The organism is Brevundimonas vesicularis (assembly GCF_027105095.1).
GTDB classification, from domain to species: Bacteria; Pseudomonadota; Alphaproteobacteria; order Caulobacterales; family Caulobacteraceae; genus Brevundimonas; species Brevundimonas vesicularis_E.
In genome coordinates, this window is the sequence record NZ_CP114278.1 from 155,678 (window position 1) to 169,799 (window position 14,122).

General features: G+C 68.4%; 12 protein-coding genes. 6 read left to right on the top strand and 6 right to left on the bottom strand.

Features of this window, described 5'->3' with window-relative positions:
• Positions 1 to 69 precede the first annotated feature (69 nt).
• Positions 70 to 546: a hypothetical protein gene (locus O2K97_RS00780; protein WP_199060238.1), complete on the top strand. Its 477-nt coding sequence runs from the start codon at positions 70 to 72 to the stop codon at positions 544 to 546.
• A 6-nt stretch (positions 547 to 552) separates the two neighbouring features.
• Here the strand turns inward: O2K97_RS00780 and recQ are convergent, their stop codons facing one another.
• Both recQ and O2K97_RS00790 read right to left on the bottom strand, forming a co-directional pair.
• Positions 553 to 2,430, bottom strand: a complete 1,878-nt coding sequence (gene recQ, locus O2K97_RS00785) for a DNA helicase RecQ (protein ID WP_269220077.1) — start codon at positions 2,428 to 2,430, stop codon at positions 553 to 555.
• An 84-nt stretch (positions 2,431 to 2,514) separates the two neighbouring features.
• The gene (locus O2K97_RS00790; RefSeq protein WP_269220078.1) at positions 2,515 to 3,492 is read right to left on the bottom strand and encodes a complex I NDUFA9 subunit family protein; all 978 of its coding nucleotides are present in this window, start codon (positions 3,490 to 3,492) and stop codon (positions 2,515 to 2,517) included.
• A 115-nt stretch (positions 3,493 to 3,607) separates the two neighbouring features.
• Between O2K97_RS00790 and O2K97_RS00795 the strand changes: the two genes are divergently transcribed.
• On the top strand, positions 3,608 to 4,039 hold the full coding sequence (locus O2K97_RS00795; RefSeq protein WP_269220079.1) for a DUF488 family protein: 432 nt from the start codon (positions 3,608 to 3,610) through the stop codon (positions 4,037 to 4,039).
• A gap of 2 nt (positions 4,040 to 4,041) precedes the next feature.
• Here O2K97_RS00795 and O2K97_RS00800 read toward each other — a convergent pair whose 3' ends face one another.
• Together O2K97_RS00800 and O2K97_RS00805 are read right to left on the bottom strand one after the other, a co-directional pair.
• Entirely contained in the window at positions 4,042 to 5,994 is a 1,953-nt protein-coding gene (locus O2K97_RS00800) for a M1 family metallopeptidase (RefSeq protein WP_269220080.1), read from the bottom strand.
• Between the two features lie 61 nt (positions 5,995 to 6,055).
• A complete protein-coding gene (locus O2K97_RS00805) occupies positions 6,056 to 7,306 on the bottom strand; it encodes a multidrug effflux MFS transporter (RefSeq protein ID WP_269220081.1) in 1,251 nt (416 codons plus the stop codon).
• A gap of 128 nt (positions 7,307 to 7,434) precedes the next feature.
• Between O2K97_RS00805 and O2K97_RS00810 the strand changes: the two genes are divergently transcribed.
• A complete protein-coding gene (locus O2K97_RS00810) occupies positions 7,435 to 8,880 on the top strand; it encodes an AMP nucleosidase (RefSeq protein ID WP_269220082.1) in 1,446 nt (481 codons plus the stop codon).
• Between the two features lie 153 nt (positions 8,881 to 9,033).
• Here the strand turns inward: O2K97_RS00810 and O2K97_RS00815 are convergent, their stop codons facing one another.
• Both O2K97_RS00815 and O2K97_RS00820 read right to left on the bottom strand, forming a co-directional pair.
• Positions 9,034 to 9,885 carry a metallophosphoesterase family protein gene (locus O2K97_RS00815; RefSeq protein WP_269220083.1) on the bottom strand — a complete coding sequence of 284 codons (852 nt, stop codon included), beginning with the start codon at positions 9,883 to 9,885 and terminating at the stop codon, positions 9,034 to 9,036.
• The gene (locus tag O2K97_RS00820; RefSeq protein ID WP_269220084.1) at positions 9,885 to 10,820 is read right to left on the bottom strand and encodes a diacylglycerol/lipid kinase family protein; all 936 of its coding nucleotides are present in this window, start codon (positions 10,818 to 10,820) and stop codon (positions 9,885 to 9,887) included. The genes O2K97_RS00815 and O2K97_RS00820 overlap by 1 nt, the downstream gene beginning before the upstream one ends.
• 142 nt (positions 10,821 to 10,962) lie before the next feature.
• Here O2K97_RS00820 and O2K97_RS00825 point away from each other — a divergent pair, with 142 nt between their 5' ends.
• The 3 genes from O2K97_RS00825 to O2K97_RS00835 all read left to right on the top strand — a co-directional run bounded on the left by O2K97_RS00825 (position 10,963) and on the right by O2K97_RS00835 (position 14,121).
• Positions 10,963 to 11,313 carry a glycine zipper domain-containing protein gene (locus O2K97_RS00825; RefSeq protein ID WP_112862866.1) on the top strand — a complete coding sequence of 117 codons (351 nt, stop codon included), beginning with the start codon at positions 10,963 to 10,965 and terminating at the stop codon, positions 11,311 to 11,313.
• A 119-nt stretch (positions 11,314 to 11,432) separates the two neighbouring features.
• Positions 11,433 to 11,873 carry an OmpA family protein gene (locus O2K97_RS00830; protein ID WP_269220085.1) on the top strand — a complete coding sequence of 147 codons (441 nt, stop codon included), beginning with the start codon at positions 11,433 to 11,435 and terminating at the stop codon, positions 11,871 to 11,873.
• An 85-nt stretch (positions 11,874 to 11,958) separates the two neighbouring features.
• The gene (locus O2K97_RS00835; protein WP_269220086.1) at positions 11,959 to 14,121 is read left to right on the top strand and encodes a protein-disulfide reductase DsbD family protein; all 2,163 of its coding nucleotides are present in this window, start codon (positions 11,959 to 11,961) and stop codon (positions 14,119 to 14,121) included.
• Position 14,122: the final 1 nt, after the last annotated feature.

Genomic DNA, 14,122 nt, shown 5'->3' on the forward strand with positions numbered 1-14,122 from the left:
CACTCGTTTACGGCTGGGGCGTATTCAGGTTCAACGTCCCAGCGGACGCTGAAACAGGAAGTCACCTCCATGTCCTGCGGCCTTGCTCTCACGATCGCCCTGGCGATGTCCAATCCCTCGGTGGCCCTGGCCGCCGAACAGCCGGCCGCCGCGCCCGGCGCGCCGGTCTCGGTGGCGGGCGAGCCGCTGTTCGCCGACATCATCTCGCGCTCGGCCAGCCTGAAGGCCGTGGTCGACGGTTGGGCCGCCGCCAAGGCCGCAGACGACGCCGCCTTCTTCACCAGCCAGGCCTTCACCGGATTCAAGGCCCAGGCGGAACAGTTGGCCGCCCTGGACATGCAGGGCCACCTGATCCTGAAGGAACGCGGCACCGACGGCGATCTGAAATGCATCCTGCGCGGCATTTCCGAGGACATGCCCAAGAAGGTTCAAGCCGTTCAGGCCGCCGCCAACCCGGCCGAACGCGCCACAGCCCTGTCGGAACTGTCCTATCTGCTGAACGACAACGTCGAAGTCATCACCGCCCCGCCCAAGCCGGAAGTCTGACGCCTTCTAGAGAGCGGCCAGCGCCTCCAGTACGCCCTTGCCGTAGCGATCCAGCTTGGACTGACCGACGCCGGAAATGGCGCCCAGACTGTTCAGGTCGCCCGGCTCGGCTTGGGCGATCTCCAGCAGCGTCCGGTCCTGGAAGATGACATAGGGCGGGACGTGCTGTTCCGAGGCGCGGTCGCGGCGCCAGGCGCGCAAGGCCTCGAACCGGGCGCGGACGTCCGCGTCCATCGTCTCCAGCGCCGCATTGCGCCCTTCGCCCGATCGGTCACGACGGCGCGGGGCCGTATCGGCCCTCAGCGGCGCGCGACGCACCTCGATCTGGCGCTCGCCGCGATAGACGGCCCGCACCGCCTCGGGATCGCCCAGCCCGACCAGCGGCTTACCGTCATTGGGATCCTCGGCCAGCAGACCTTCGAACAGCAGGTGATCGACGATCTCGCGCCAGCTGTTCAGCGAAATCTCGCGCCCGATGCCCCAGGTGGACAGTTGCTGCTCCCACGGCTGCACGTCCTTGGTGCGGGCGGTTAGGTGATCGACGACGCGATTGCGCCCGAACCGGCCGCCTAAGCGCTGCACCGCCGCCAACGCCTTCTGGGCCGGGACGGTCGCATCATAAAGCTGGGGCGGGTCGCCGCAGATGTCGCAGACGCCGCAAGGCTGGGCGTCATGCTCGCCGAAGTATCGCCGCACGGCCTGGGCGCGACAGACGGCGCCGTCCAGCATGGCGAACAGCTGACGGGTCTTCCTGACCTGGACCGATTTGACCTCCTCGGCCATCGGGCGGCTATCCAGCCGACGCAAGGACCAGGCGATGTCGGACGGCCCATACAGGGTGATGCCCTCGGCCGGTTCGCCGTCGCGCCCGCCCCGGCCGATCTCCTGCCAATAGGCCTCCAGGCTGCCCGGCGGATCGGCGTGGATGACGAAGCGGACATCGGCCTTGTCGACGCCCATGCCGAAGGCGATGGTGGCGACCATCACGGCGCCCTCTTCGGCCAGGAAGCGTTCCAGCCGGCGGTCACGCTCCTTCGTGTCCATGCCGGCGTGATAGGCGATGGCGTTGGTCCCGGCGTCGCGCAGCGCCTGGGCCACGCGGTCGCAGCCGTCGCGGCTGCCGCAATAGACCACGCCCGACTTGCCCCGCCGTTCGCGCACCAGTTCGATGACGCGGGCGTCGGTCTTGGCGCGAGATGCGCTCTCCTTGCGCTCAGCCGAAAGCTGCAGGTTCGGACGCGCGAAGCTGTCGACGAAGACCGTCGCCTCTTCCAGCCGAAGCGAGCGCAGGATGTCGTCGCGCGTGCGGGCGTCGGCGGTCGCCGTCACCGCGATGCGCGGGACATCGGGAAACCGCTCGGCCAGCAGACCCAGGTTGCGATAGTCGGGGCGGAAGTCGTGGCCCCATTGCGAGACGCAGTGCGCCTCGTCGATGGCGATCAGGCTGAGCGGCAGTTCCGCCAGCCGGTCCATCATGGCGCCCGCCGCCAGGCCTTCGGGCGAGACATAGAGCAGGTCCAGCCCCCCCGACCGCGCCGCCGCCCAGATGGCCGAACGCTCGTCCAGAGACACGCCAGAATCCAGCCGCGCCGCCGCGACGCCCTGCTGCTTCAACGCCTCGACCTGATCGGTCATCAGGGCGATCAGCGGCGACACCACCAGCCCCAGTCCGGGGCGCAGGATGGCCGGGATCTGATAGCAGACGCTCTTGCCGCCGCCGGTCGGCAGGACGGCCAGCACATCGCCGCCCGACAGGATCCGCTCGACCACCTGCCCCTGCAGCCCCCGGAAGTCGGCGTGCCCCCAGACGCGCGCCAGCAACGTCCGCGCGTCGTTCAGGTCAGGCGTATCGGTGCGGGAGAACTGGGGGCGCGTGGCCGGCATCCTTAAGCTGTGCACTCTTTGTTCCCAAACAGAAGACGCCGCCGGCCGCGAAGGCGACCGGCGGCGGCGTCATAGGGGGAGGGTTTAGTGGGCGGGCGCTTCGGCGAACTGGCCGCCGACGCGGTAGCGCCACAGATAGGATGGGGCGATCGCCGCCATGCCGGCCGGATGGTCGATGCCCAGATCGCTGAGGCCGAACGCATCGGCGGCGACTACATTGTCCTTCTCCAGCATCAGCACCTGATCGCGCGTCAGCGGCGGCGTGAGCCCGACGAACCGGCTCAGTTGCAGCAGCGAACCCAGGGGCTTGGCGACGCTGAAGGGCACCGAAACCAGCATCCGGTCGCGACCCGTCTCACGCCGCACCAGCTCCAGCACTTCCCGGAAGGTGTAGAGGCTCGGCCCGCCCAGTTCATAGGTGCGGCCGGCCGCGTCCGCGCGGGTCACGCCGCGCGCGATGGCCTCGGCGACGTCGCCGACATAGACCGGCTGGAACCGGGTCTCGCCGCCGCCGATCAGCGGCAGGGCCGGCGCCATCGTCGCCATCGCGGCGAAGCGATTGAGGAAGCTGTCGCCCGCGCCGAAAACCAGCGACGGACGCAGGATCACCGCATCCGGATAGACGGCGCGAACGGCCGCCTCGGCCTGGGCCTTGGTGCGACCATAGGCCGAAGGGCTGGCGGCGTCGGCGCCGATGGCGGAGATCTGGACCAGGCGCTCAACGCCCGCCGCCTTGGCGGCCTCGGCGATGGTCTTGGCCGCCTCGGTGTGGACGGCGTCGAAGCCGCGCTTGCCGCCTGCGTCATGCAGCACGCCGACCAGATTGACGACGGCGTCCGCGCCGCGCACGGCCTGCGCCACATCCGCCGGGTTGGTGATGTCGCAGCGCATGAACTGGATCTGTCCGGGATCGCCAAGCGGCTGGATCTCGATCGCCAGGACCGGGTTGCGCACGGCGACCCGAATGCGCCAGCCGCGACGCGCCAGGGCGCGCACCGCCTGCGACCCGATAAAGCCCGAACCTCCGAAGAGGGTCACGACGCCGGGGGCGAGGTCAGCCATGGGGAAAGCTCCAGTCGAAATCCGTTTCGGCGGGATAGACGATAGGGCGCCGCACCGCAACGCGAGCCTTCACGGTCACGCTGGCGTTCGACGCGCGGCCGCCCATCTGAGGCGGATGAAGCTTTTCACCATTGGCTACGAGGGCGCGACCCAGGCCGACGTCATCGCGCGGCTGAAGACGGCCGGCGTGCAGACCCTGGTCGATGTCCGCGCGGTCGCCGCATCCCGCCGCGCCGGCTTTTCCAAGACGATCCTGGGCGAGAGTCTGAAGGCCGAAGGGATCGACTATGTCCACCTGCGCGGGCTGGGCACGCCCAAGGCGGGACGTGACGCGGCGCGCAAGGGCCGTGTCGACGAAATGCGCGCCATCTTCGCCGATCACCTGGCCGAACCCCAGGCGCAGGTCGAGTACGAGCGGCTGAAGGCGCTGGCGGTCGACAAACCCGTCGCCCTGCTGTGCTTTGAGGCCGACCACGCCGGCTGCCACCGCGCCGTCCTGGCGGAACGACTGTCGGAGGAAACCGGCGTGGCGGTCGTGGACATCTAGCCTTACGGCCGTCCGACCAGCTGATCGACCGAACCGCTGGTGACCGGGTGATAGAGCGGCCGGGCCTCGGCGTAGATGCGTCGCGCATTGCCGCGCCCCCATTCGCCCTCGTTCCACAGGGTCTGGAACAGCGGCAGGACGAACTTGCGACGCCCCTGGCTGGTCAGGAACTTCTCGGCCGTGGCGACCGACGGCTGATAGCGATGGGCCAGGGCGATCTGCAGCCAGGCGAAGGTCAGTTCGGCGTTGCCTTCGTTCGCCAGGTTCAGCGTCCGCTCCAGATCGGCCAGCTGCGCATTCGTCAGCCAGTCGCCCCCCGCCCGCAGACCCTCGGGCCGCCAGCCCAGGAAGCGCTGGCGCTGCTGGGTGTTCCAGTCCGCCCACGGAATTGCCGAGGCCGGTCCCTTGTCCTTGAAGAAGGCGACGGCGGCCGCATCCACCGGCTCGAAGGCGTGGGACACCGGCGCCACGGCGTTGGATGGCAGGCCGGGCTGATAGACCCAGGCGTCCATCTGCAGCTGACTTTCCAGCGCCGCGTCGCCCTTGATCAGATTGTCGCGGATGTCCTTCAGGAACATGGCCGTCGTCATGGGGCGATAGGCGTTGCGGTCGAAATAGCCGCGCAGCCAGGCGTCGAACCGATCCCGTCCGACGGTGCGTTCGATTGTCCGCAGGAACAGGGCGCCCTTCTCGTAGGCGATGTCGTTCATGCCGTCGTCGGGATCGCGGCCCTTCAGGTCCAGGTGCAGGCGGGTATCCGCCGCCGGCAAGGACTTCAGCGTGTCCTGAAGGCTGTCCCAGCCCAGCACCTGCTCCTGCATGGCGCGGTCATGACCATAGACCGACTCCATGATCCGGTTCTCGAAATAGACGGTGAAGCCCTCGTTCAGCCAGAAGTCGTTCCAGGTCGCGTTGGTCACCAGATTGCCCGACCAGGAGTGCGCCAGCTCGTGCGCGACCAGCGACACCAGCGAGCGATCGCCGGCGATGATGGTCGGGGTGGCGAAGGTCAGTTTCGGGTTCTCCATCCCGCCGAACGGGAAGGAGGGCGGCAGGACCAGGAGGTCGTAGCGGCCCCAGCGATAGGGGCCGTACAGCTTCTCGGCCGCCGTCACCATCTGGGCGGTCGGCTCCAGCTCCCATTGGGCGGCGCGCAGGCGGCTGGGCTCGGTCCAGACCCCGGTGCGGCCGTCGAACGGCGCAAAGGCGATATCGCCGACGCCCAGCGCGATCAGATAGGGCGGGATCGGATTGTCCATCCGGAAGCGCCAGGTCTTCATCCCGTTTGCGGCTCGCTCGCCGTTGGGCGTCAGATGATCGGCGCTCATGACCACCGTCAGGTCTTCGGGCGCGGTGATGCGGGCCGAATAGGTCTGGCGGATGCCGGGGCTGTCCTGGGTCGGGACCCAGGTGCGGGTCAGGATCGCCTGGCCCTGGCTGAACAGATAGGGCTTCTGTCCACCTGCCGTCTGGCTGGGGCTCAGCCATTGCAGGGCCGCCGCGTTGGGGCGGGTCGAATAGCGGATGGTGATCTTGCGCCGCTCATTGGCGGCGAAGGCCGGGAAATAGACCGTCAGCGGCTGGCCCAGGACGGCGTCATTGTCGCCGACGACATAGCGCAGCGGCTGACCCGCCGCGTCGCGCACGTCCTGAATGTCCAGGTCGCGGATATCCAGCACGATCTCGTTGGCGCCCGGGATCGCCAGGATGTCCAGGGTCGCCGTGCCCGCCAGGGTCTTGGCGTTGAAGTCGGCGGTCAGGTCCAGGGCCACATCGACAACTCGGGCTATCTCGGGCCGGGCGTGGGTGTGGACGTCCACCGCTTCGGGACCGGGCGCCGGGGCGATGGCGGGCGGGGTCATGGCCGACCCTCCCGTCGTGGTGGAGCAGGCGCTCAGACCCATGGCGGCGGCCAGGGCGAGGGCGGAGACGAGACCGAGCGCTTTCAGCGTCATCGAGGTTTCCTGGGCTGATCTTGACGATTGGCCCGGAGAACGCGCGGAAACGCGAAAAAGATCAAGCCTTGGCGGCGACCGGCGCGTGATGGGCCCGGAACAGCCGTCCCCGCTCGGCGAACAGCACCCAACCCAGGGCGATCAGGCCGAAGACGGTGAAGCCGACCGACATCGGAATGGTCGTGCCGTTGAACTGTTGGCCCACCGCAAAGCCCAGCAGCGAGCCGACGATGGTGGAGATGAACCCCTGGATCGAGGCGGCCGTGCCCGCGATCTTGCCCATCGTCTCCATCGCCATCGATCCAAAATTGCCCGCGATCAGGCCAAAACAGAACATGGTCAGGGTCTGCAGCACCGCAAAGGTCCAGATCGATTCATGACCGCTGATCGCCACCCCCGCATGGACGGCCGCGATGCTGGTGAAGCCGATCAAGGCGGTGTGCGAAATCTTGCGCGAACCCAGTTTCACCACCAGCCGCGCATTGACGATCGAGGCCACGGCGATGCCGCCCGCGATCAGGGCGAAGATGGCCGGGAACGCCGCCTCGGCGTGAAAGACGTCGGCGAAGATCTGCTGCGACGAGTTGATGAAGCCGAACAGGGCTCCGGTGATCGCCGTCATGGCCAGGGTGTAGCCGACGGCCGTGCGGTCGGTCAGGGCGATCTTGTAGGCTGCGGTCAGCCGCTTCACCTGGATCGGCAGTCGATCCTCGGGCTTCAGCGTCTCGGGCAGTCGCAACGACGCCCAGACGATCAGGCCGACCCCGATCAGGCCCAGCCCGGCGAAGATCCAGCGCCACGGTCCCACCAGCATGATCAATTGTCCCAGCGACGGCGCCAGGATCGGCACGCCCAGGAACACCAGGAAGCTGAACGACATGACCCGCGCCATGGTGCGCCCCTCATACCGATCGCGCACGATCGAGACGGCCAGCACGCGGGTGCAGGCGCTGCCCAGACCCTGGCCGACGCGGGCCATGATCAGCGTCTCGAAGGTCGGCGCAAGGGTCGCCAGCAGGCTGAACATCACATAGACGCCGACGCCGAACAGCAGGACAGGCTTTCTCCCGAACCGGTCCGCCAACGGACCATAGAACAGCTGCGCCCCGCCGAAGCCCAGCAGATAGGCGGTCACCACCCATTGTCGGTCGTTGTCGGTCGCCACGTTCAGGTCGGCGCCGATGTGCGGCAGGGCCGGCAGCATGGAATCGATCGCCAGCGCATTCAGCGCCATCATCAGGGCGATGAGACAGACGAACTCGACGAAGCCGAGCTCCTTCTTGACGGGCGCTGACGCAAGGGAAGAAGACATCCGGGCCAGATGCGCCGTCACGCTCCGATCTGCAACCGCACGCCCGTCATAAATTGCTGCAATGCAGCGAAATCGGGTTTGAACGGGCGGCGCCTCGCCAAAGCCGCGAAGCTTCGCTAGAGGAAGTCATGACAAAACAGATGACAGCACAGGCGGCGCTGGACCGCCTCGAAACCCTCTACACCCAATCCGTGACCAATCTGCGCGACGCCGTGCGGGATTTCGTCAACACCGGCGCGCGGCCCGATCCGGTCAAACGCGCCGAAGGGGTGTTCGCCTATCCCGAACTTCGCATCCGCTGGGACGGGGATCGTCCCCAGGACCTGGAGCCGCGCGCCTACGCCCGGCTGTCGAGACAGGGCAGCTATTCCACCACGGTCACGCGGCCCGACCTGTTTCGCCCCTATCTGACCGAACAGCTGGGCCTGCTGGAGCAGGAATATAATGCGACCTTCGAGGTCGGCGTGTCGCGCCAGGAAATCCCCTTCCCCTATGTGACCGACGGGCTGGAGGTCGCGCTGGACCGGTCGATGACGGCGGCCCTGGCGCGCTGGTTCCCGACGACGGACCTGGCCCATATCGGCGACGAGATCGCGGACGGCCTGTTCGAAATGGGCGGCGACTTCCCCCTGTCGCACTTCGACGGCCTGCGCACCGACTTCTCGCTGGCGCGGTTGAAACACTACACCGGAACGCCGGTGGACGACGTTCAGTCCTATGTCCTGTTCACCAACTACAATCGCTACGTCGACGAGTTCGTGCGTTGGGCCATCGAGCAGCTTCGGACGCCCGGCTCGCCGTATCAGACCCTGTCCTGCGCCGGCGGCGTGGTGATCACGCGCGACACGCCCAACCCCGAGGCGGCGATCAGCGACACGGCGTGGAAGAAGCACCAGATGCCGGCCTATCACCTGACCGCGCCGGGCCATAAGGGCGTGACCCTGGTCAACATCGGCGTCGGCCCGTCCAACGCCAAGACAATCACGGATCACCTGGCCGTCACCCGTCCGCACGTCTGGCTGATGATTGGCCACTGCGGGGGCCTGCGCGCCAGCCAGACCATCGGCGACTATGTGCTGGCCCACGCCTATCTGCGCGACGATCACGTGCTGGACGCTGTGTTGCCGCCCGACATTCCGATCCCGTCGATCGCCGAGGTCCAGCGCGCCCTGTACGACGCCACCAAGTCGGTCAGCGGCATGCCGGGCGACGAGGTCAAGCTGCGCCTGCGCACCGGCACGGTCGTCACCACCGACGACCGGAACTGGGAGCTGCGCTATTCCAAGTCGGCGCTGCGCTTCAACCAGTCCAGAGCCGTCGCCATCGACATGGAAAGCGCCACCATCGCGGCCCAGGGCTATCGCTTCCGCGTGCCCTACGGGACGCTGCTTTGCGTGTCGGACAAGCCGCTGCACGGCGAGATCAAACTGCCGGGTCAGGCCAACCGCTTCTACGAAGGCTCGATCTCCGAACACTTGCAGATCGGCATTCAGGCGGTCGACCTGATGCGCAGCGAGGGCTCCAAGCTGCACTCGCGCAAACTGCGCGCCTTCGACGAGCCGCCGTTCCGTTGATGCCAGCCGTCTCCTCCCCACAGCGTGGGGAGGGGGACCCCGGAGCGGTCGAGGGGTTGTTGGGGTCCCACCGGCGCCTGTAGCCAGAAAAGACCCCTCCGTCTCTCCGCTACGCTTCGAGCCACCTCCCCATGAGATGGGGAGGAGACAAGGTCAGACCGCCGCCTTCTCTAGTTCGCCGGGCTCGACCGGGCTGGGCGCGGTGTTCGCCTTGCGGGTGTCCTGACGGCGCGGCAGGCGCCAGACCTGGTGCGAGCGATAGCTGGTTCCATCCCAGGCCAGGGCCGTCACGGTGATGGTCTTGGCGTCCCAGTCGATCTGGTTGAAGCCGGGTGGCGCGCCGCGTTCGCGATGCGACAGCGTCCCGCAGCCGACGGCGTAGGAGCATCGATCCGCCAGAGGGATCGGCATGGCGAACGGCACATGGACGTGGCCGGTCATGATCAGATCGACGCCCGCCTCGGCGAAGATCAGGGCCGCCTCGTCGCCACGCTTGACATCGCCGGTCATCGGCGTGCCGACCATCTCGATCAGCGGATGGTGGCAGGCCAGGATCCGCAGCGCGCCGATGGGCGCCTGACGCAGGGCCTCGGCCGCACGCCGCGTCTGGTCCAGGTCGATGACGCCCTTCGACCAGTTGGGCCGCGCCTGCCAGCCGCGCGCGGTGACGACGCCGCGCACCATGACCGTGTCGCTGCGGAACTGGCCGTCGTGGGCGGGAAAGCCGGTCTCGGTCTCGAAGGCGCGCCAGGGATGGAAGACTCGCGCGACGGCGTCCCAATAGGGCACGTCATGATTGCCCACGATGACGAAGCGCGGCTCGGGCATGGCCCGCATCCATTGGCCCGCAGCCTTGAACTCGTCGGGGAAACCCTTTTGCGTGATGTCGCCCGTGATCAGCACCAGATCGTTGGGCGTCGCGTGGGCGTATTCCAGAGCGGCGGCGCAGGCGCGCTTGTGCTCGCAGCCGAAGTGAACGTCGGAAAACTGAAGAACGCGTCCCATCAGATGCTGTCCTCGGCCGACGGCGGTTTGGGCGCCAGCGCCTTGAAGGCTTTGGGCACGAAGCGGATCACGGCCTCCGGCTTCAACAGCAGCGGCTCGCCGTCGATGACCGCCGGAATCTTGGAGCGCGCGCGCACCTCGATCCGTTTCGCCGGGCGGGTCGAGACGGCCGGATCGTGGCGCCAATCGCTGAACAGGGCGGTCGCGGCCAGGCGGAAGGCCTGGGTCGCATCGCTGGGGTCCATGGCGGCCGCTTCCAGTCCGATGGGGTCCTCCATCGCCTTGGAGATCATTGGGCTGATCAGCACCAGCGCCTCGGTGCGGCGTTTTTCTCCGCCGTCCAGGGCGAAGCGCAGGCGACCCGAAAACGCCCGCTTCAGCGCGCGACGGCCGTATTGCCAGGCCAGCTTGATCTTGCCGGTCCGCATCGCCTCGCGCGCCGGGGCCCACAGGGCGGGCGAACCTAGAATGGCCGCGCAGTAAAAATATTCGCCCTCTACCTCGCCGCCCGAAACGGCCTGAGGCTCGCCCTCCTCCAACGCCCGCTTCAGCGCCAGCTTCCAGTCGGCGGTGCCATACAGCGCCTTGGGCAGCATGTTCATCGTACCGCCGGGCAGGGGCGCGATCATCGGACCGTCCGGCTTGGCCTTCGACGCCACCGAGCGCGCCGTGCCGTCGCCGGCCAGAACGAAGATCACGTCCGGCTTGGCGGCGAAGGCGTCGGCGATGATCTGGTCGAAGTTGCCCCCTTCGAACGACACGACCTCGGCCTTGAGATCATACTGCCCCAACAGGGCTTCGGCCTCGCCGGCGGCGCGTGGACCGACGCTGCCTGACAGCGGATTGACCAGCATCACGGCGTGCCGAATCTGCGCGTGGGGCGTCAACGCAGGCTGGTCGTCTGTGTCGGAGGAGGGTTGGGCGACATCGGTCATGGCGGCCGAACGCCTCGCGGGCGCCGTCGTTCCGCCCAAGCGTCACCATAGTTGCCAATGCAGTCTTCCGGTGCGGAACCTATGCCGCGAGGACACGTTTGCTGCCCACAGGGGCCAACACCCAGGGACAAAGGAATTCATCATGAAAAAGGCGATTATCGCGATTGCCGGCGCCGGCCTGCTGGCTTCGGCCTGCGCCAGCGACCCGTACGGCTATAACAACGGCTCGAACGAAACCGTCCGCCAGGGCGCCATCGGCGCCGGCCTGGGCGCCGTCGCCGGCGCCATCATCGGCAACAACGTCGGCGGCGGCAACGCTGCGACCGGCGCCCTGATCGGCGGCGCCCTGGGCGGCACCGCCGGCGCCATCCGCGGCTCGAACCAGGACCGCAACAACCAGCAGCGTTATCGCGACAGCCAAGGTCGCTACTACTACTGCTACGACAACCGTCAGGACGAGTGCTACTGGGACAACGGTACGCGCCGTTATTGATCAGTGATCAAATGCCGGTCGCGAAGGTCCGCGACCGGCGTTAGGTTGAAGAGGCGGCCTGTCGGACGACGGGCCGCCTCTTTTGCGTAATGGGCCGGCCGAGCCGGAGGAGGGCTGAGATGAAGCGATTGATGGGTCTGGCTGTGGCGGCCGTGGGTGTGCTGGCGGCGTGCGCGCCGATGCCCAAGCGCGAGGCGCTGGTGGTGGGCGAATCGCTGTGCGCGCCGGGGCGTTTCGATATCTACTTCCTGGAGAATCAGGCGCGACTGACCGAGCCGGCGGCGATGGTGCTGAAGGCGGCGGCGAGCAAGGCGAAGGATTGCGACGTGCGCAAGGTGCGCGTGGTTGGCCTGGCCGACGCCACGGGAACGCCCGAAGCCAATCTGAACCTGTCGCAGCGGCGCGCCCGCACGGTGGTCGAGGCGCTGACCCAGGCGGGCATGCCCGCGCCGATCTTCGAGCTGAACGCCGCAGGCGATGCGGGCGCCACAACGGCAGCCGGCAATGACGAACCGCTGCGTCGCCGCGCGGAAGTGATCTACGAGGCCTATCCGCGCTGATCGACGCGGGGGCGGGCGCAGCGATGGCGCGGGGACGCGTGACGCATTAGGTTGCGGCGCTCCCCTCGCCTGCCGGAACACGCGTTTGCGCCTCTTCGCTCTTCTCCTCGGCCTGCTGTTCAGTTTGACGGGCGTTTCGGCGACCGTCGCCCAGCCGGTGCAGAGCCAGCCCACGGGCGTCGTCGCCTTCGGACCGCAGCGGACCGAGCGGATCGAGGCCGAACTGGTCCCGATGTCGCAATGGGTCGCGCCCGGTTCGACGACCGTGGTGGCGGTCCGCCAGAAGATCGCGCCCGGCTGGCACACCTATTGGCGCAATCCCGGCGACAGCGGTGGTGCGACCAGCCTGATCTGGACCCTGCCCGCCGGGGTGACCGCCGATCCGATCCTGTGGCCCCTGCCCAGCCGCCAGCGGCTGATGAGCCTGATGAACTATGGCTATTCGGGCGCGGTGCTCTTGCCCGTGCCGATCCATGTGCCGCCGACGGCGCGGCCGGGCGAGGTGCTGACCCTGACGACGGACGCGATGTTTCTGGTGTGCAGCGACCAGATGTGCGTGCCCGAGCCGATGACCCTGTCACTGGCCCTGCCGGTGCGCGAGGGCGCAGCGCCGCTGGCCAAACCCTGGGGTGAGGAGATCGAGCGGCTGGTCGAGACCGCGCCGCGCCCGGCCGGGATCGAGGCGCGCGTCACGCGTCAGGGCGGCCAGCTGATCCTGACCGCGACCGGTGGGCCGCTGATTGGGGCCGATATCGGTCAGGTCTATTTCTATCCTTTCGACGGCGGGCGGATCGACCATGCGGGGGCCCAGTCGGGTCAGCGGGGGCCCAACGGCCTGACGCTGACGCTAGTACCCGGCAAGGATGCCACGCAGACGGCGCTGAGCGGGGTCCTGGCGACCGACAAGGGCGCGTGGGAGATCACGGCGGAGCCGGGCGCGCCTCTGGCAGGCGCCCAAGGCGGCGGGGCGCTGACGCCGCTGGACGAAACCACGGCGCCCCCGGCGAAGACCGGCGCTTGGGTCTTCCTTCAGGCGCTGGGCCTGGCGCTGCTGGGCGGGCTGGTGCTGAACCTGATGCCGTGCGTCTTCCCGGTTCTGGCGATGAAGGCGGCGTCGCTGTCGGCGGCGGCGCATGATCCGGCGCGGGCGCGGCGCGACGGCCTGGCCTTCACCGCCGGGGTGCTGGTCAGTTTTCTGGTTCTGGCCGGCGTTCTGCTGGCGCTGAGGGCGGCGGGTCAGGCGATCGGCTGGGGGTTCCAGCTCCAGTCGCCGGGCGTGGTCGCCGCCCTGGCCCTGGTCATGCTGCTGGTTGGCCTGAACCTGTCTGGCGTCTTCCATGTGGGCGCCGGATTGCAGAACGCGGGGTCCGGCCCCCTGTCGCGCCTGCCCGGATCGGCGGGCGCCTTCTTCACCGGCGTTCTGGCCGTGGTCGTTGCCGCGCCCTGCACCGCGCCCTTCATGGCCGCAGCGCTCGGCGCGGCCCTGGTCCTGTCCTGGCCGATGGCGCTGGCCGTGTTCCTGATGCTGGGGCTGGGTCTGGCCCTGCCCTATCTGGCGGTCAGCCTGTCGCCCGGCCTGCTGTCGCGCCTGCCGCGCCCGGGCGTCTGGATGGAGCGGCTGAAGGGTCTGCTGGCCTTTCCCATGTATGGGGCGGCGCTGTGGCTGTTGTGGGTGTTCACGCGACAGGGCGGCGTCGACGCCCTGGGCCTGCTGCTGACGGCGGCGCTGCTGCTGGCCCTGGCGGCCTGGCTGCTGGGTCTGGCGCAAGCGGCGCGCCAGCGTGATGAACGGCCGATCCTGACCCCGATCTGCGCGGCCGTCGTCGGCGTTCTGGCGCTGGGCCTGGCAGGCATCGCGGCCGGTGCAGCGCGGGATGCGGACGCCACGCCCCAAGGCGACAGCGGCCCGCTGGCGGCCCAGCCCTGGTCTGCGGCGGCGGTGAATGCAGCGACCGCGTCGGGACGCCCCGTGCTGGTCAATCTGACCGCCGACTGGTGCGTGACGTGCAAGATCAACGAACGCGCGGCCCTGTCTTCGCCCCGTGTCGCCGAGGCCATGCGCGAGGCGAACGCCGCCTATCTGGTTGGCGACTGGACCCGGCGCGACGACGCCATCACCCGCGAGCTTCAGGCGCATGGGCGCTCGGGCGTGCCGCTGTATCTGTTGTATCGACCGGGTCGGGCCGAGCCGGAAACCCTGCCGCAGCTGTTGACCGAGGGCGTGGTCGTGGATGCGCTGAAGGATTGAG